The sequence below is a fragment of the Aeromonas sp. S19(2024) genome (genome assembly GCF_041402625.1).
GTDB lineage: Bacteria > Pseudomonadota > Gammaproteobacteria > Enterobacterales > Aeromonadaceae > Aeromonas > Aeromonas caviae.
Map to the genome: position 1 here is coordinate 809,259 of NZ_JBGLQU010000001.1, position 17,145 is coordinate 826,403.

Consider the following 17,145-nt stretch of genomic DNA (forward strand, 5'->3'; position numbering starts at 1 on the left):
CACATCGACAAGGGGGTCACCCCGCAGATTGCCTTGGTGGCAATTGGCCGCTCTTCGGAGCGGTCTTTTTTATGCCCCTGCCTTTACCCCGCCATAAAAAAATCCGGAGCCTGGGCTCCGGCTTGGGTCATTGCCTTGCGAGAGAACAGGCCATGCAAAGTGCCGGCCTGCCGCTCAAACGGTCATCAGTAGCTGCACACCAGCTTCCAGCTGCCGTCGCCCACTCTGAGTTCGCTGCTGGTATAGCAGCCTGGACAACTCAGTAGCTGCATATCAGTTTCCAGCTGCCATCGCCCGTCTTGGGCTCGCTGCTGGTCCACCAGTTGGCCTGCCACACCGCCTTGCCGTTGGTCATGCGGTCGGTGCCATTGGCGTGATCCCCGCGCGGCCAGATCGGATAGGCATTGTAGTCCGCCGGGTTGACGTTCTGGCTGGCACAGGTGGTGCCACCGCTGCCGCCGTCACCACCGCCACTGCTGCCCAGCACCGCCTCGGCCAGGGCCGGGAAGTCGGACTTCAGGCCTATGGTCTGGCTGCCGGCAATCAGGCGCATGCCGCTCGGCACGCCGGCGGCCGGCAGGTAGTAGGTCATGGCCACTTCCACGTCGGTGCCCGGCGTCCAGGCTTTCCAGGCCGGCAGCGTCAGAGCCACCTTGTGGAAGTCCTTCTCATTGGCGATGCCGTCCGAGTTCTGGTTGCCACCGCTCTCCACCACTTTCAGTCCCATGCCGCTCTGGTCGGTGATGGTGTCTGAGGTGGAGGTGGGGACCAGGAACTCGATGCGGGTGCCGCCCGGAATGGTCTGGGTCGATTTGTTGGTGAGCTTGAGGGTCGGGTTGATCGGGTAGTTGGAGTCCCCTTCCTTGAAGCCGGAGAGGCTCACGCCGATGTCGAGCTGGGCGGCCGGAGCCGGCAGATCGTTCTGCTTCAGGGCCGCCTTGTCGGCCTTGCTGAACTTCTCGTAGGCGAGGCTGGTGAGGGTGCTGCCCATCACGTACTCGTTCTTCGCGGCGTCGAAGTCATAGTCCCCCGCCATCTCCCAGAACATGACGCCCCCCAGGCCCCGCTTGACGATGTAGTCGAGCTTGTGACCCATGGACTCTTCATCTTCGGTGGAGAGGAACACCTTCTTCTGCTCGTTCCAGAGCCAGGGCGCATGGGCCTTGTCGTCGTAGTAACGCACATACTGGCCTTGCATCACGTGGGCCGGGTTGTTGGGATCCAGACCCCAGGCCTGGCCGTAGCTCGGCAGGGTGGTGATGCCGAGGCTGGCCGCGTGCTCCAGGTTCTTGGCATGCCACATGGGCACGGCGCCACCGCCAATCTCCTTGCCGTTCTTGTCAAGGTCATGCCAGATGTTGTCGATGCCCACCGCCCCATTGCCGCACGGAATGGTGCTGCCACCGGTGCCCGGCTGGCAATCGCTCTGGCTCGGCAGCGCCGCCTTGCCACCCAGACCGTGGGTGCCACCGGTGACCCCCTGCCAGCCACGGGTGTAATAGGGCACCCCTATGTTGATCTTGCCCGCCGCCAGGGCACCACGGAAGTAGTGGGCCGCCCAGGCGGAGTTGAGATAGCCGATGCCGCCAAACTGGGCCTGGGTGTAGACACCCCACTGGGACAACTCGGGATCCGCCTTGTTGTCGAACAGGGCGGCGTTGTGACCGACAAAGTGGTTCCAGGCACCGTGGAAGTCATAGGTCATCAGGTTGACGTAGTCGAGGTACTGGGTGACCTGGAAGTTCTCCATGCCGCGCAGCAGGTAGGCCGAGGCCGGCGAGGCGATGGTCAGCATGTACTTGCGACCGTCCTCGGTGCCGGCGCTGTCGAGCTTGTTGCGCAGGGTCTTCATCAGCACTTCATAGTTCGCAAAGAGCTTGCCGCGACACTGGTTGGAGAGCGGGAAGTCGTTGGGGTTGCCCGCATCCTTCATGGAGGTGGGGTACTCGTAGTCGATATCCACCCCATCGAAGCCGTACTGGCGGATGAAGCCCACGGCCGAGTCGGCAAAGGCGTTGATGCCGGCGGTGTTGACCGAGCAGTCGCCCTTGGTGGTGGCGGCGTAGAAGCCGCGGGTATCGGCCCAGCCCCCGACGGAGATGAGGGTCTTCACGTCCGGGTACTGCTTCTTGTACTTGGACAGCAGGTTGAAGTGACCCTGATAGGCAAACTCCGGATCCATCTCGGCCCCCGGCACCCCGTTCCAGGTCAGCTTGGTGGCAGCGTCATCCACCTTGATGGTGTGACTCTGCTCGTCCACCGCCGCGAAGGCGTAGTTGATGTGGGTGATCTTGTCCCAGGGAATGTCGCTCACCAGGTAGGCGGGCAGGCCGTTCTTGCCGGTGCGCCAGGAGGTGAAATACCCGATGACGCGGCGGCCGTGGTCATCCCCCATGCACTCGCTGCCGTCGGCGCGGTAGATCTGGCGCACGTCGCAGGAGAGGTTGCCGCCGGTAGGGGGCAGGGCCGCCTCTTCCACCTGCACGTCCACCTGGGCCGACTCGCCAGAGAGGTTGGTCTTGTCGGTCGCCACCAGCTTGAGGCCGGTCAGCCCCTTGTTCTGGGGCGTCCAGCTCAGTTGCCAGGGGGCGCTGGTGTCCTCGCCCACCTTCTGGCCATTCACGAAGAGCTCGACCTTGGCGACGTCGTCATTGGCATCGGTGACATTGCCGCTCACGGTGAGGGCGCGGCCCAGGGTCACCCTGGCACCGGCGGCGGGGCTTGCGATGCTCACCCTGGGCGCCTCTGGCGCCACCACGGCGGCGACCTTGAAGCTCGAATCCGCCTTGCTCAGCACCTTGCCGTCTTTATCCAGCGCCCGAGCCTTGAGGGCGTGATTGCCCGCACCGGCGGCAGACCAGCTCGCACTCCAGGGAGAAGCCGTGGCGGTGGCGACCAGAGCGCCGTCGATGAGGTATTCCACCCGGGCGAGCGCCGTGACCGGGCCGCTCAGCGTCACCGCCAGGGCCACACTGGCCCCCTCGCTGACGCTGGCACCCACGGCGGGGGAGCCGATGGCAACGACCAGGGCCGGCGGCGGCACCTCGCCACCATACAGCTTCCAGGCATCGGCCCAGACCACCCCCACCCCGGGGGCATAGTGGTAGGGGGACGCACCGCACCAGCCGGAGTAAGGGAATTCCTTGCATTCATAGAGGGCGCCTGCGTTGCTGACGATGTCGCCAGCCTTGTAGGCGGTGCCGGCCTGATAGGCGGGGTAAGCGGCCTGCGCCCAGACAGGGACGGCCGCAAGGGCGACCAGCATGGCAAGCCTGCTGGGCCTCAAGATCTGTTGCATATTGTTATCTTCCTTGTTTTGTCTTGGCTTCAATACCGGGAAAAGCGCAATCGCAACAGGGAACAAGGGAGCGACAACAGGCCATGGACGGGCCACAAACCCTCAAGTCACCCTGGGTAACCCCGCTGTCTGGCCCGGATGGGACAGATCGGAGGCTTTGCATCCCGGCATCACTGCCGGTTTGCCCTTTGCCTGGGTTCCGTGAGGAACGGCTCGAGTATAGGAAGCAAGTGACCACTGCTCAATCTTTATTCTCGAAGGAAAATATGTGAATGCCGGCCGCCTCACACTTTTCGCTCCCACCTGATGACAAATAGATCATCAATATCAAACTGTTAGCCACGTCAAAAAATGGCAGATGGGCTCCTTTGTCTCCTCATAATGTGCGTTGGTTCACTGGTCAGAGCTGCCAGAAATGTGACAATGCGCGCCCTTGGCCACGATGCCAAGGCTATGGAAACACTGGCAAAAATAAAAAAAGGAATACCCATGAAAGGAACACCTACCCTGCTGTCGCTGGCCGTGGGGCTCGCGCTCGCGTCCCCGTCTCTCTACGCCGCCGGCTTCAGTTGCCCGGCCGACAGTGCCCTCACCCCCATCCCCGCCATCCAGGGCAGTGGCGACAAGAGCCCCCTCGTCCCGGACGATCAGTTCGAAAGCGCCCAGAGCGTCTCGGTCAAGGCGGTAGTCTCGGGTCTGGGGGAAAGCCTCAACAAGGGCTTCTACCTGCTGGATGTGCAGGGGGACGGCAACCCCGAGACGTCGGACGGCATTTTCGTCTACCTCAACGACAAGAACTTCGCCAGCAAGTACCCGGATATCCAGCCGGGCGCTCTGGTCTGTCTGGAGGCCAAGGTCGAGGAGTATTACGGCCACACCCAGCTCAAGCCCCTGTTTGACGGCAGCACGCCGCGCCTGACGACCCTGGCCCAGGGCGCCGCCCCGGCCGCCACGGCGCTGCGGGTACTGGAGGGGGAAACCCTGGCCCGGGCCCTGGAACGTCACGAAGGGATGCGGGTGCGCCTTGACGCCGACAGCGCCCTCCAAATCAGCCGCAACTTCAGCTACGACTATGCCGCCCGGCGCAACAACCTGGTGCTCGCTCACGGCGCCCCGCTGATGAAGCCGACCCAGCTCCATGTGGCGAGCAGCCCCGAGGCCGTGGCGCTGGCCGAGGCCAACGCCAGCAACCGCGTCTTCCTCGAGTCGGACTTCAAGGCGGGGGACGGCAAGCTCCCCTGGCTGCCCGCCTGGGAGCCGGAGCAGGGTTACCTGCGCATCGGCGATGCCCCGATCAATCTGGAGGCCATGGTCGGCTACAGCTACAACGAGTACCGCCTGATCGTGCCCCGGGATCAGACCATCACGGCGGGGGATCTGCTGCGCACCGGCGACAACGACCGCCAGAGCGCCCCGGCCCGGCTGGATGGCTCTGACCTTCGCATCGGCAGCTTCAACGTGCTCAACTACTTCACCAGCCACTCCAGCGTGGGGGGCGCCCTCAACGTGCTCTGTGCGGATCAGGCGGATGCGGACAGCGCCAAGGGCTGCAACCGCGGCGCCAAGAGCCTGGAGGAGTTCCAGTTGCAGCGCGCCAAGATCGTCAACGCCATCACCGAAATGGACGCCGACCTGCTCGGCCTGATGGAGATGGAGAACAACGGCTTTGACGAGCACGCCGCCCTCCACGATCTGGTGGAGAGCCTCAACGCCAGGCAGAAGGAGGCGAGCAAGCACTACGCCTTTGTCACCCTGCCCAAGGCCCTGCTCACGGAGGATCGCTTCTTTGGCGGCGACGCCATCATGGTGGCCATGATCTACCGCCCCGCCCTGCTCACCCCGAGCGGGGATGCCGACGTCATCCCCCTGCCCCAGCAGCGCTACACCACGGGCGGCGTCACCAAGAGCGCCGGTCAGCGGGACTCCCTGGTCCAGCGCTTCACCGTGGCGGGCAGCGACGCCCCCCTGACCCTGGTGGTCAACCACCTCAAGTCCAAGGGGTCGGGCTGCTATGAAAACGGAGATGGCAAGACGGAGCCTGCGGATCTGCAGGGCAAGTGCACCGAGTTTCGGGTGAGCGCCGCCAAGGTGCTGGGGGAGGCGGTGAGCAAGATGCCGGGCCAGGTGCTGCTGGTGGGGGACTTCAACTCCTACGCCAAGGAGGATCCCATCCGGGTGCTGACCGACTATGCGCCGGTCGCGGGGGAGCGCCAGATCCGCTCCGCCTCCCACACCTACATCGGCGACAAGCCCTATGAGCAGATGGGCCAGACGGTGGCCAAGGGTTACGGCCTGGTGGATCTGAACGTCAAGTTCAACCAGGAGAAGGCCATCTCCTACAGCTACGAGGCCGAGCTCGGCACCCTGGACTACGCCCTCGCCAACCCGGCGCTGGCTGACAAGGTGGTGGCGGTGGCCGACTGGCACATCAACTCCTTCGAGAGCAACCTGTTCGAATATGGCAGCGCCTACACCGGCGATCTCATCAAGTCGGACAACCCCTTCAGCGCCTCGGACCACGACCCCGTCATCGTCGACCTCAAGCTCAAGGAAGCGAGCAAGGGGGGTGGTGGCGCCATGGGCGCCCTGCTGCTGGCCCTGTTGCCGCTCGCCTGGCGGCGCCGTCGCTAAGACGCGGCATCCTCGATGCCAGGTGCAAAGCCCGCGATGATCGCGGGCTTTTTTTGTGCCAGGGCCATTTGAAAAACAAATGCAAAGGGCCACATCATGGGATGAATAAATACCCTGTTGCCCCCGCCTCGCCCCTTTCCCGGGGACTGGCACCCTGCCGACGGGGAAACCCGGTACTGACACCAGGGGCCGGATAGCGTATCCCGCAGGTTGCCGAACGAACCAACCACCACGCGGCAGAGGATGGCATCGCGCAGCCCGCGCCATGGCCATGGCGGCATCGGCGCCAATCCCCGTCAGCAGCGGCCAGGGCCGCTGATGCCCTCGCGGACAGGGTGAAGCACCATCGCAGGCTGCCGAACGAGCCAACCGCCACGCGGTAGAGGATGGCATCGCGCAGCCCGCACCGTGGCCATGGCGGCATCGGCGCCAATCCCCACCCTCACCCCCGTCAGCGGCGGCCAGGGCCGCTGATGCCCTCGCGGACAGGGTGAAACGCCATTTGCCAGACAAATGCAAAGGGCGAGATCATGGGAAATCCAAATGACAGGCAAACAAAAAGGCCACCGCGATGCGGTGGCCTTGGTGCTTTCTTGCGAAAGATGGTGGAGCTACGCGGGATCGAACCGCGGACCTCTTGCATGCCATGCAAGCGCTCTCCCAGCTGAGCTATAACCCCGATGTGTGTGAGTGACACTGAATCACTCTGAATTTGGTGGAGCTACGCGGGATCGAACCGCGGACCTCTTGCATGCCATGCAAGCGCTCTCCCAGCTGAGCTATAACCCCAAATTCGGTACTGAATGAATGGTTCTGGCGGCCATTCATCCTCAATAATGGTGGAGCTACGCGGGATCGAACCGCGGACCTCTTGCATGCCATGCAAGCGCTCTCCCAGCTGAGCTATAACCCCACAAAGGTCGGCCTGGGTGATACACACCGCACTGCCCTGGGTACTTCATGTCAATCGGGAACCTGGTGGAGCTACGCGGGATCGAACCGCGGACCTCTTGCATGCCATGCAAGCGCTCTCCCAGCTGAGCTATAACCCCTTTGATTCCAGATTGTACGAGGAGAATTTGGTGGAGCTACGCGGGATCGAACCGCGGACCTCTTGCATGCCATGCAAGCGCTCTCCCAGCTGAGCTATAACCCCAACTCACCTCGGCGCTACCAAAGTTATCTCTGGCAACGGAGGCGCATGATAGGCATCACCCGCTTTGCTGTCAACCCAAAATTCTCGCCCGCTGGAGCGTTTAGTCAAAATTCAGACAGTTAGCTGTTTTTACCGCCAACCTCGTCGCTATGTCGCTGTTTTACGTCGCAAATCCGCTTGAGGCCAAAATACGAAGGGCCCCCGTCAGGGGGCCCTTTTCATGCCATGGCCGATGTTTATGCAGCGGCCATGCGCGCGTCGATATACGCCAGGGCGCGGTCGATACGGGCGAGGGCCCGCTCCTTGCCCACCAGCGCCATCACGGCGTCGGCGATGCCAGGGGACTGGCCCGTACCGGCGCTCTGAATTACTCGGCGGCCATGCGCGCTTCGATGTACGCCAAAGCGCGATCGATACGGGCGAGGACCCACTCCTTGCCCACCAGCGCCATCACGGCGTCGATGGCAGGGGAAAGATTACCCCAGACCGGTGACGGCAATGTGCGGCGGCAAGCTTACTCGGCGGCCATGCGCGCTTCGATATACACCAAAGCGCGGTCGATGCGGGCGAGGACCCGCTCCTTGCCCACCAGCGCCATCACGGCATCGATGGCAGGAGACTGGCCCAGACCGGTGACGGCAATGTGCGGCGGCAAGCTTACTCGGCGGCCATGCGCACTTCGATATACGCCAGGGCGCGGTCGATGCGGGCGAGGACCCGCTCCTTGCCCACCAGCGCCATCACTGCGTCGATGGCAGGAGACTGGCCCAGACCGGTGACGGCCACACGCAGCGGCATGCCGACCTTGCCCATGCCCTGACCCAGCTCGGCGGCGGTCGCTTCAATCAGCTCGTGCAGCGCCTCGGTGGTCCAGGTCTCCAGGGCCGCCAGCTTGGCCTTGACCAGAGCCAGCGGCTCGGCAGCCACACCGCGCAGGTGCTTCTTGGCAGCGGCTTCGTCGATGGCCTCGTACTCTTCGAACAGGTAGCGGCTCTGGGCAGCCACCTCCACCAGGGTGTTGCAGCGCTCGGCCAGCAGGGTGACCACGTCGGCCAGCGCCGGACCATTGCTGGTGTCGATCTGCTGGTGTTCCATGTGCCAGGCCAGGTGCTTGGCCACATAGGCCGGATCCAGGCTGCGCATGTAGTGATTGTTCAGCCACAAGAGCTTGTCGGTGTTGAAGGCGGAGGCGGACTTGGAGATGGCATCCAGGCTGAACAGCTTGATCATCTCGTCCAGAGTGAAGATCTCCTGATCCCCGTGGGACCAGCCCAGACGCACCAGATAGTTCAGCAGCGCTTCCGGCAGGTAACCGTCGTCGCGGTACTGCATGACGGAGACGGCGCCGTGGCGCTTGGAGAGCTTGGCGCCGTCGTCACCCAGGATCATGGAGACGTGGGCAAATTCCGGTACCGGCGCGTTCAGCGCCTTGTAGATGTTGATCTGGCGCGGGGTATTGTTGATGTGGTCTTCGCCACGCACCACGTGGGTGATCTCCATGTCCCAATCATCGACTACAACACAGAAGTTGTAGGTCGGCGCGCCATCGGTACGGCGGATGATGAGATCGTCCAGCTCGGTGTTGGCGAACTCGATGCGGCCACGGACGTGGTCATCGAACACCACGGAGCCTTCGGTCGGGTTGCGGAAGCGAATCACGTGCGGCGCATCGGCCGGGTGATCGTGGGCGCCATCCCGGCACTTGCCGTCATAGCGGGGCTTCTCGCCGTTGGCCATCTGGCCTTCGCGCAGCGCTTCCAGCCGCTCCTTGGAGCAGTAGCACTTGTAGGCACGGCCGTCGGCCAGCATCTCGTCGATGAGGCCATTGTAGCGATCGAAGCGCTTGGTCTGGTAGTAGGGGCCCTCATCCCAGTTCAGCTCCAGCCATTCCATGCCCTCAATGATGGCGTCGATGGCCTCCTGAGTGGAACGTTCCAGATCGGTATCCTCGATACGCAGCACAAACTCACCGCCCTGGTTCTTTGCAAACAACCAGGAATAGAGTGCGGTACGGGCACCGCCGACATGCAAAAAGCCGGTCGGGCTGGGAGCAAAACGGGTTTTGACTTTCATCTTTAAGCCTTGTGTAGAGGGCCTTGGGCCAATTCGTTAAAAAAACCGTCGCATTTTAGCACCGACAATGACGGATGGGAAAACCATGGCGAGGCAGAGGGGAAAATAGGGTCTATTCCCGCAAAAACCGCTGTTTTAGAGTGATGTCTCAGAATTTTCCCTTTTTTCCCGCTTAGCTAGGCGAGGTTGCTGGAGAGATCTCCCGCACAGCCGATACTTCAGTCACCCCGTCAACGAACCCTCAACGATACAAGGAACGCGCGATGCAGTTTCGTTCTATCCAGAATCGTATCCTGGTACTGGCCGGTGTCGCCATGACCACGGCCCTGGTCATCCTGATCCTGCTCAACCAGTATTCAGGCCGGCAGACCCAGCAGCTCACCATCGACTCCAGCCGCGCCGCCCTGCAACAGGAGGCGTGGCAGAAGGTGAGCGCCAACGCCCGTGCCGAGGCCGCCACCATCACCCAGCTGCTGCAAAAGGGGCTCTCCTACACCCAGCAGATGGCCAGCGTCTTCGCCCGCCAGCAGGAGGGCAAGCTGCCGCTGGATCGCCAGCAAGCCACCGATCTGCTCAAGGCCCAGCTTGCTTTGGAGCCCCAGCTCTATGGCGCCTTCGCGGGCTTCGAGCCCAACGGCTTCGACGGCCAGGACGAAAGCTTCGCCGGCCAGAGCGCGCTCGGCAGTGACGACAAGGGGCGCTTCGTTCCCTACTTCTATCGCGACAAGGAGCAGATCGGCAGCGATCTGCTGCTCTCCATCGAGAAGAGCGATCCGGACGAGTTCGGCAACCCGGCCAACGACTACTACGCCTGCCCGAAACGGGAGGGGCGCCCCTGCCTCATCGACCCCTTCAAGGTGGACATCAACGGCCAGCAGGTGCTGGTAAGCACCATCACCACCCCCATCCTGGTGGATGGCCGGTTCAAGGGCATCGCCGCGCTGGATCTGGCGGTGGACTCCATCAGCCGCCAGGCCCAGTCCCTCAACAGCAACATCTATGACGGCAAGGGGGAGACCCTGATCGTCAGCGCCGCCGGCGTCATCACCGGCACCAGCGGCGACGCCAGCCTGCTCGGCAGCCGCGCCGACAAGGTGCTCGGCAACGGCTGGCAGCAGTACCTCAAACCGGACGTGCAGCGCCAGGAGCTCACCGACGCGTTTCGCATCTCGGTGCCCATCGCGGTGCCCGGCATGGCCCGAAACTGGGCCATCATCGTCACCCTGCCCTACAAGGTGGTGCTGGCGGGAGCGGACGAGCTGGCACGCCAGCTCACCGACATGAACCGCGCCGCCATGACCCAGCAGCTCATCGGTGCCCTCATCGTACTGGCGCTGGCCCTTGGCACCATGCTGGTCATTGCCCGCAGCATCACGGGCCCTATCCGCCAGATGGTGAGCCTGGTGGATGACATCGCCGACGGCGACGGGGATCTCACCAAGCGCCTGGAGAGCAGCTCCCGGGACGAGCTGGGGGCCCTGGCCCGGGGCATCAATCGCTTCATCGACAAGCTGCAGGCCTTGCTCGGGGATGTGCAGAAGACCGCGAGCGAGGTCCATCGCCACGCCGGGGACACCGATCGCATCGCCGGCCAGACCGACAACAACCTGCAGCATCACCAGGCGGAAATGGAGCAGATGCTGACCGCGGTACAGGAGATGTCCTATGTCAGCCAGGAGGTGGCCACCCACGCCAACAACACCGCCGACTCCGCCAAGCAGGCCCAGAGCGCGGCGGACGAGGGCAAGGTACGCTTCCAGCGGGTGATCCTCTCCATGCACAAGGTGGCTGCCGAGGCGGGCAAGGGAGCCGAGGTGGTGGAAGGGCTGGCTCACGACAGCGAGCAGATCACCAGCATCCTCACCGTCATCCAGGGGATCGCCGATCAGACCAACCTGCTGGCGCTCAACGCCGCCATCGAGGCGGCCCGGGCCGGCGAGCAGGGGCGCGGTTTTGCGGTGGTGGCCGACGAGGTGCGCAAGCTGGCGGGCAACACCCAGCAGGCGGTGCAGAATACCCAGGAGCTGATCGACAAGATCCGCCACAGCTCCACCAACGCGGTCAACGCCATCCAGCAGAGCCAGCAGCTGACCCATCAGGCGGTGGGGGAAGCGGATCAGGCGGAGGCGGCCCTCGGCAGCATCTTCCAGGCCATCGCCACCATCAACGACATGACCTACCAAATCGCCTCCGCCGCCGAGGAGCAGAGCTCGGTTTCCGAGACCGTCTCCGGCAATCTGTCAAAAACCAGCGCACTGGCCAACGACATCGCCAGGGACGCCACCAGCACGGCCAATGCCAGTCAGGCCTTGCGTCAGGCGGCGGAACGTTTGCAGCAATTGTTGGGTCAGTTTCGTCTCAGCTGATAATTTTCATGCTCCGGACTCTCCCCCTCGGGGACGAGTCCGTTTACCATAGGCGGCATATTTGCCTGATGGCAGGCAATGTAGTGAGAGGTAAATGCCGTGCCCACCCCGGACCGTCGCCCACGTGGCCATAACAGACGAGCCCAGCAGCGTCGCCAAGACGAATCACAAGGAACCCTGCTCCAACGTATCAACGCGGCTACCCTGCCCCTGCGCCAGCGTCTCGGCCAGGGCATGAGTGGCCTGGGTCAGCGCAACAAGGAGCCGAAGGCGGCCTCGTTCAAGCTGGCAAGCCCCCTGCCCCGCAAACACACCATAGGGTTGCTGGTGCTGATCCCGCTCTGGCTGCTGGTGCTGGCCTGGGAGCCCGCCCCCGCCGTCCCGACCACGGCGCCGTCAGGCTCCCTGGCGGTCCCCTTGGCCGTGCCGGCCCAGGCCCTGACCGTCGGCAACGCCGGTGAGCCCCAGGCCGCCAAGCCCGTCGAGGAGAAAGTGGATGGCACCTGGTTGCAGCACGACGTGCAGGCCGGTGAAACCCTCTACTCCATCTTCCGCAAGTTCGAGCTGCCAGGGGCCGAGCTCAGCCGGCTCATCGCCATCGAAGGGCCGGACAGGCCGCTGACCCGGCTGCAGTCGGGCAAGTCGGTGTTCATCCTGGTGGACACCAGCCGCCGCATCCAGCGGGTCGAGGTCCGCTCTCTCGGTCAGGTCAGCTACCGCTACGACCGCCAGGGGGAAGGGTTCGCCCTCAAGGAATAAGTGGGCTCGACCACTTCCCCTTATGCAGACGGGAGGCCATGGCCTCCCGTTTTTTTTGATGTGAAGCATGAAACAAACTGCTGACTTCACAATACTTTTAGCTCGCTCAAAAAATGAAAAGTGCCAAATTGACAAGGGATCGGGCTCCAGTACAATCGGTCAGGCTTTAGACAGGGATTGTGCTACATGCTACTGGGACAAAGAGACGTGGTCAGTCATGCTTCAACCCCTGACTTCCAGGCAAATGCTGCCCAACCAGGCTTAGTTTCATTTTGTTATAGATAGGACTTACCACATGTCTGACATTCGCACCGGCCAAGTAAAATGGTTCAACGAAACCAAGGGTTTTGGCTTCATCGAGCAATCCCAGGGACCGGACGTTTTCGTTCACTTCTCCTCCATCCAGAGCGCAGGTTTCAAGACCCTGGCTGAAGGTCAAAAAGTCCAGTTCACTGTGACCCAGGGCAAAAAAGGCCCTCAGGCCGAGAACGTCACCGTTATCTGAGCCAGCGCCAGTGAACCCGTAGGAGGAGCCATCGCCCCTCCTATTTTTTTGCCCGCGATTTCCCCTCCCCGATCGGCAGAGCTCTTGCCGGGCTTGCCATCCCCACCTGCAAGCCGTTTATGGCCGCCACCAGCCGCTATAAATCAGAATTATGAGTTTTGGTTAAATGCCCCGGTTTTAACTTATAGCGAGCCACTGTCTGTCATTCAGGCCCTGCCAAGCCTGTTAGCCGACCGCAAAGGGTTGTGCCCGATCTCCGGGAGGCTATTAGCAAGCAATACATCTTGGTCTTATGACTTGGGATGTGCGGGGAAGAGAGAAAGCAGGCAAACGCCGGATACGACAAATCATCGCGGCGCGATGTGATGGGCAATTCAAAGGGATTATGAGGACGTCGAAGAGAGATTGGAGCGGGAAACGAGACTCGAACTCGCGACCCCAGCCTTGGCAAGCACGGATCATGCTCTACCAACTGGATGTGGTAATGAGTGTGCTGAGATATTGGATTGATGAACTTCAAGGAGAGATATTGGAGCGGGAAACGAGACTCGAACTCGCGACCCCGACCTTGGCAAGGTCGTGCTCTACCAACTGAGCTATTCCCGCAACAGAATGTCATCTGCAAGTGATTGGAGCGGGAAACGAGACTCGAACTCGCGACCCCGACCTTGGCAAGGTCGTGCTCTACCAACTGAGCTATTCCCGCATCGGAATATCACTTACATATTTTTGGAGCCAGCAACGAGAATCGCGCTCGCTACCCCAACCTTGGCAAGCACTCAACATGCTCTACCAACGCGGTGACTCCGGCACTGCATATTGGAGCGGGAAACGAGACTCGAACTCGCGACCCCGACCTTGGCAAGGTCGTGCTCTACCAACTGAGCTATTCCCGCAACATGGATTGTCTTGAGGCTGTGCTGATGATTGGAGCGGGAAACGAGACTCGAACTCGCGACCCCGACCTTGGCAAGGTCGTGCTCTACCAACTGAGCTATTCCCGCATCGGAACGTCATCAGCAAACATTTTGGAGCGGGAAACGAGACTCGAACTCGCGACCCCGACCTTGGCAAGGTCGTGCTCTACCAACTGAGCTATTCCCGCAAAACCTGAAAACAGACCGTACAGCATTTGGTTGCTTGCGCTACTGTACGGGAGCCGAATTATAAGAGCAGACATTCCAATTGCAAGGGCTTTTTTGTCTGGTTGCAGCCGTTCGCTCAAAAGCTGGCCGAACTGCTGATTTTAGCAACCGAACGACGGCAAACCCTTGCCAGCCACTCAGATTTTGAAGACGTGGGCGCGGTAGAACTGCAGTTCGGCGATGGATTCGCGGATGTCATCCAGCGCCTGGTGGGAGCCGCTCTTCTTGAACTGATCCAGCAGTTCAGGCTGCCAGCGACGGACCAGCTCCTTGATGGTGCTGACGTCCACGTTGCGGTAATGGAAGAAAGCTTCCAGATCGCTCATGTGCTTGACCATGAAGCGGCGATCCTGGCCGATGCTGTTGCCGCACAGGGGGCTGGTGCGCTCCGGCACCCACTGGCGAATGAAGGCGAGGGTCTCGGCAACGGCCTTGGCCTCGTCGTATTCACTCGCCTTGACCCGGGCCACCAGCCCGCTCTTGGTGTGGGTGTTGACGTTCCAGTCATCCATCTTGCCCAGCTCTTCCTCGCTCTGGTGGATGGCGATGACCGGCCCTTCGGCCAGCACGTTCAGGTCCTTGTCGGTGACGATGGTGGCGATCTCCAGTACCACGTTCTCTTCGGGGTCCAGACCCGTCATCTCCATGTCGATCCATACCAGGTTCTGCGCGCTGACTGTCATGATTGCTCTCTCTATTGGGAGGAATGGCGGAATTTTGCCAATTTGCATGTATCATACTGGCTTTGAATCTGTTCATAAACTGGCAAACCCCGTGGCAAAGAAAGCAAAACTCAATCTGGGTCAACAAAGGCGCGTCCAGGCCAACCGCGAGCGGCGGCTGCAAAAAGAGCACACCACAGTGGTAGATGACACCCTGTTCGGCCCCGCCATCGAAGGGGTGGTGATCAGCCGTTTCGGCCAGCACGCAGATGTCGAGGCGAGCGATGGTGCCATCCACCGCAGCAACCTGCGGCGCAGCAGCATCAGCAGCCTGGTGTGCGGCGACAAGGTGGTGTGGCGCCCCGGCCTCAATGCCGCGACTGCCGGCGTCATCGAGGCGGTGCATCCGCGCCACTCGGTGCTGACCCGGCCGGACTTCTACGACGGGGTCAAACCCATCGCCGCCAACATCGACCAGATCATCATCGTCTCGGCGGTGATGCCCGAGTTCTCCACCAACATCGTCGACCGCTACCTGGTGGCGGCAGAAGATGTGGAGATAGCGCCCCTCATCGTGCTGAACAAGGTCGACATGCTCGATGACGCGGCCCGCGCCCGTATCGAGCACCAGCTCGAGACCTACCGCAAGCTCGGTTACGAGGTGCTGCTGGTGAGCTGCGAGAGCGGTGAGGGCATCGACGCCCTCAAGGCGGCGCTCACCGACAAGATCAGCATCTTCGTGGGCCAGTCCGGGGTGGGCAAGTCGTCCCTCACCAACGCCCTGATGCCGGGGCTGGACGTGCTCACCGGCGAGATCTCCGAGAACTCGGGGCTCGGCCAGCACACCACCACCACGGCGCGGCTCTACCACTTCCCGAGCGGCGGCGATCTCATCGACTCCCCCGGGATCCGCGAGTTCGCCCTCTGGCACCTGGAAGCCGACCGCATCACCTGGTGCTTCGTCGAGTTTCGCGACTACCTGGGTGGCTGCAAGTTCCGCGACTGCACCCACAAGGATGATCCCGGCTGCGCCCTGCGCGCCGCGGTCGAAGCGGGCGCCATCAGCGCCGATCGCTTCCACAACTACCACCGCATCCTGGAAACCATGCAGGAAGCCCGCCACGGTCGCCAACAGGCGCGGCTGTGACCCGTTCAACTCATTCCCAGATGAAGATCATGAGCATCACTGACAACCTGAAAATTGCCGGTCAATACTGCCTGCCCAAACACGCCCTCTCCCGCCTGGTGGGCAAACTTGCCGCCGCCGAAGCGGGCAACCTCACCACCAGGGTGATCGAGGCCTTTATCAAGCAGTACCAGGTCGACATGAGCGAGGCGCTGCACGAGAGCCCGGCCCACTACAAGAGCTTCAACGCCTTCTTCACTCGCGAGCTCAAGCCCGGCATCCGCCCCGTGGTGGAAGACGCCATGACCCTGGCCCTGCCGGTGGATGGCACCGTCAGCCAGCTCGGGCCCATCAGCCAAGGTCGCATCATCCAGGCCAAGGGCCACGACTACAGCGCCCGCGAGCTGCTGGGGGGCTATGAGGATCTGGTGGCCCCGTTCAAGGATGGCGACTTCGCTACCATCTATCTGGCACCCAAGGATTACCACCGCATCCACATGCCGCTGGACGGCGTGCTGGAGAGCATGGTGTTCGTGCCGGGGGATCTCTTCTCCGTCAACCCCCTCACCGCCGAGAACGTGCCCAACCTGTTTGCCCGCAACGAGCGGGTGGTGGCCACCTTCCGTACTCCCCACGGCCCCATGGCCCTGGTGCTGGTCGGTGCCACTATCGTCGCGAGCATCGAAACCATCTGGGCCGGCAACATAGCGCCGACCAAAGAGAAGAAGGTGGTGCGCTGGGACTACACCGGCGACGAAGCCATCACCCTGCAAAAGGGGGCCGAGATGGGCCTGTTCAAGCTGGGCAGCACAGTCGTCTGCCTGTTTGGCCCGGGCATGCTGGCCGGTTTCGCGCCGCACCTGGCCAACGGGGTCACCACCCGCATGGGTCAGCCCTTTGCCACCCTGGCGGCGCAAGCATGAGCGATCAACCCGCTTCCCAGAAGAACAACCCGCTGCACGGGCTGACCCTGGAAGCCATCGTCACCGCCCTAGTCGCGCACTACGGCTGGGAAGCGCTGGGGCAGCAGATCAATATCCGCTGCTTCACCGATAATCCCAGCATCAAGTCCAGCCTGAAGTTCTTGCGCAAGACCCCCTGGGCCAGAGAGAAGGTCGAAAGCCTCTATCTGTACGTCCAGCGCAAGCAGGCCAAAGAGAAGGAGTGACGCCATGGCGTTCAAGATTACCTACACCTACAAGAAGCAGGCCAGGGAGATTGGCTACGCCAACGACAAGTTCAACAGCATCTATGATGCCGTTGCCGCCGCCGAGGGGATCGATCTGACCCGCTTCCACGCCATGGAAGAGCAGCTGGCCCAGGTGTGCCGCCGCGACAAGAAGAGCGTGAAGGATTACCGGGAGAACTACTTCAAGGAGCTGGGCTTCTCCAACATCGTCATCGAACGGGACGCCAAGGAGTAA

At 62.2% G+C, this 17,145-nt stretch carries 12 protein-coding genes, 10 tRNA genes and 1 riboswitch; of the genes, 8 read left to right on the forward strand and 14 right to left on the reverse strand.

Annotation, left to right across the window (positions count from 1 at the left end; translation table 11 throughout):
- Positions 1 to 259: 259 nt before the first annotated feature.
- Positions 260 to 3,298 (reverse strand): glycosyl hydrolase family 18 protein, encoded by a 3,039-nt coding sequence (locus ACB037_RS03860; RefSeq protein WP_371174892.1) that lies wholly within the window; start codon positions 3,296 to 3,298, stop codon positions 260 to 262.
- A gap of 112 nt (positions 3,299 to 3,410) precedes the next feature.
- Positions 3,411 to 3,494, reverse strand: a riboswitch (cyclic di-GMP riboswitch).
- A gap of 293 nt (positions 3,495 to 3,787) precedes the next feature.
- Between ACB037_RS03860 and ACB037_RS03865 the strand changes: the two genes are divergently transcribed.
- Positions 3,788 to 5,929: an ExeM/NucH family extracellular endonuclease gene (locus ACB037_RS03865; protein WP_371174893.1), complete on the forward strand. Its 2,142-nt coding sequence runs from the start codon at positions 3,788 to 3,790 to the stop codon at positions 5,927 to 5,929.
- Between the two features lie 603 nt (positions 5,930 to 6,532).
- Here the strand turns inward: ACB037_RS03865 and ACB037_RS03870 are convergent.
- The 7 genes from ACB037_RS03870 to gltX all read right to left on the reverse strand — a co-directional run bounded on the left by ACB037_RS03870 (position 6,533) and on the right by gltX (position 9,158).
- Positions 6,533 to 6,608 (reverse strand) — tRNA-Ala (locus ACB037_RS03870).
- Between the two features lie 34 nt (positions 6,609 to 6,642).
- Positions 6,643 to 6,718, reverse strand: a tRNA-Ala gene (locus ACB037_RS03875).
- Positions 6,719 to 6,766: 48 nt separating this feature from the next.
- Positions 6,767 to 6,842: transfer RNA gene (locus tag ACB037_RS03880), tRNA-Ala, on the reverse strand.
- Between the two features lie 63 nt (positions 6,843 to 6,905).
- Positions 6,906 to 6,981: transfer RNA gene (locus ACB037_RS03885), tRNA-Ala, on the reverse strand.
- Positions 6,982 to 7,009: 28 nt separating this feature from the next.
- A tRNA-Ala gene (locus ACB037_RS03890) sits at positions 7,010 to 7,085 on the reverse strand.
- Positions 7,086 to 7,599: 514 nt separating this feature from the next.
- Positions 7,600 to 7,740, reverse strand: coding sequence for a glutamyl-tRNA synthetase (locus tag ACB037_RS03895; protein ID WP_371174894.1), 141 nt, complete (start codon positions 7,738 to 7,740; stop codon positions 7,600 to 7,602).
- A gap of 2 nt (positions 7,741 to 7,742) precedes the next feature.
- Positions 7,743 to 9,158 carry a glutamate--tRNA ligase gene (gltX, locus tag ACB037_RS03900; protein ID WP_371174896.1) on the reverse strand — a complete coding sequence of 472 codons (1,416 nt, stop codon included), beginning with the start codon at positions 9,156 to 9,158 and terminating at the stop codon, positions 7,743 to 7,745.
- A gap of 263 nt (positions 9,159 to 9,421) precedes the next feature.
- Here gltX and ACB037_RS03905 point away from each other — a divergent pair, with 263 nt between their 5' ends.
- From ACB037_RS03905 to ACB037_RS03915, 3 genes are all read left to right on the forward strand, one after another.
- Positions 9,422 to 11,524: a methyl-accepting chemotaxis protein gene (locus ACB037_RS03905; protein WP_371174897.1), complete on the forward strand. Its 2,103-nt coding sequence runs from the start codon at positions 9,422 to 9,424 to the stop codon at positions 11,522 to 11,524.
- 99 nt (positions 11,525 to 11,623) lie between these two features.
- On the forward strand, positions 11,624 to 12,283 hold the full coding sequence (locus tag ACB037_RS03910) for a LysM-like peptidoglycan-binding domain-containing protein (protein WP_319882338.1): 660 nt from the start codon (positions 11,624 to 11,626) through the stop codon (positions 12,281 to 12,283).
- Positions 12,284 to 12,578: 295 nt separating this feature from the next.
- Positions 12,579 to 12,788 carry a cold-shock protein gene (locus ACB037_RS03915; RefSeq protein ID WP_005297820.1) on the forward strand — a complete coding sequence of 70 codons (210 nt, stop codon included), beginning with the start codon at positions 12,579 to 12,581 and terminating at the stop codon, positions 12,786 to 12,788.
- A gap of 530 nt (positions 12,789 to 13,318) precedes the next feature.
- Here the strand turns inward: ACB037_RS03915 and ACB037_RS03920 are convergent.
- The 6 genes from ACB037_RS03920 to orn form a co-directional block, all read right to left on the reverse strand.
- A tRNA-Gly gene (locus ACB037_RS03920) sits at positions 13,319 to 13,394 on the reverse strand.
- 24 nt (positions 13,395 to 13,418) lie between these two features.
- A tRNA-Gly gene (locus ACB037_RS03925) sits at positions 13,419 to 13,494 on the reverse strand.
- Between the two features lie 114 nt (positions 13,495 to 13,608).
- Positions 13,609 to 13,684 (reverse strand) — tRNA-Gly (locus ACB037_RS03930).
- A gap of 32 nt (positions 13,685 to 13,716) precedes the next feature.
- Positions 13,717 to 13,792 (reverse strand) — tRNA-Gly (locus ACB037_RS03935).
- Between the two features lie 25 nt (positions 13,793 to 13,817).
- Positions 13,818 to 13,893, reverse strand: a tRNA-Gly gene (locus ACB037_RS03940).
- Positions 13,894 to 14,070: 177 nt separating this feature from the next.
- On the reverse strand, positions 14,071 to 14,616 hold the full coding sequence (gene orn, locus ACB037_RS03945) for an oligoribonuclease (RefSeq protein WP_042014296.1): 546 nt from the start codon (positions 14,614 to 14,616) through the stop codon (positions 14,071 to 14,073).
- Between the two features lie 91 nt (positions 14,617 to 14,707).
- Here orn and rsgA point away from each other — a divergent pair, with 91 nt between their 5' ends.
- From rsgA to ACB037_RS03965, 4 genes are read left to right on the forward strand one after another with little or no spacing between them, the layout of a single operon-like run.
- Entirely contained in the window at positions 14,708 to 15,742 is a 1,035-nt protein-coding gene (rsgA, locus tag ACB037_RS03950; protein WP_039040203.1) for a small ribosomal subunit biogenesis GTPase RsgA, read from the forward strand.
- A 29-nt stretch (positions 15,743 to 15,771) separates the two neighbouring features.
- A complete protein-coding gene (gene asd, locus ACB037_RS03955) occupies positions 15,772 to 16,644 on the forward strand; it encodes an archaetidylserine decarboxylase (RefSeq protein WP_029314786.1) in 873 nt (290 codons plus the stop codon).
- On the forward strand, positions 16,641 to 16,889 hold the full coding sequence (locus tag ACB037_RS03960) for a VF530 family DNA-binding protein (protein ID WP_041212447.1): 249 nt from the start codon (positions 16,641 to 16,643) through the stop codon (positions 16,887 to 16,889). The genes asd and ACB037_RS03960 overlap by 4 nt, the downstream gene beginning before the upstream one ends.
- 4 nt (positions 16,890 to 16,893) lie before the next feature.
- A complete protein-coding gene (locus tag ACB037_RS03965; protein ID WP_010675489.1) occupies positions 16,894 to 17,145 on the forward strand; it encodes a DUF2960 domain-containing protein in 252 nt (83 codons plus the stop codon).